1 protein-coding gene is annotated in these 320 nt (G+C 68.8%); it reads right to left on the bottom strand.

Features of this window, described 5'->3' with window-relative positions; all coding sequences use genetic code 11:
• A partial coding sequence (locus tag HCN51_RS57875) for a hypothetical protein (protein ID WP_168022244.1) occupies positions 1–320 on the bottom strand: 320 nt, incomplete at both ends.

Below are 320 nucleotides of genomic sequence, written 5' to 3' on the forward strand. Positions count from 1 at the left end.
GCCGCCGCTGTCAGTGATGGCGGCCAGGTCGTTGCCGAGTCCGCTGTAGGCAAAGGCCTGCTTGGCGGTGCCGCGGATGCGGCTGGTCAGCCGGTCGAGGGCGTCGTAGCTGTAGAGGCTGTCGCCGTCGGCGATGAGCCGGTCGAAGGCGTCGAAGGTGTAGCTGGTGGTCGCGCCCGCCTTGGTGCTGGTGGCCAGGGTGCCGCGCGCGGTGTAGGTGTAGTCGGTGCCGTCACCGGAGAGCAGGCGGTTGCGCTCGTCGTAGGTGAACGTCGCGTTGCCGGCCTTGGTGCGGTTACCGCTCGCATCCCATTCGTAGG

The sequence above is a fragment of the Nonomuraea composti genome (genome assembly GCF_012034275.1).
GTDB lineage: Bacteria > Actinomycetota > Actinomycetes > Streptosporangiales > Streptosporangiaceae > Nonomuraea > Nonomuraea composti.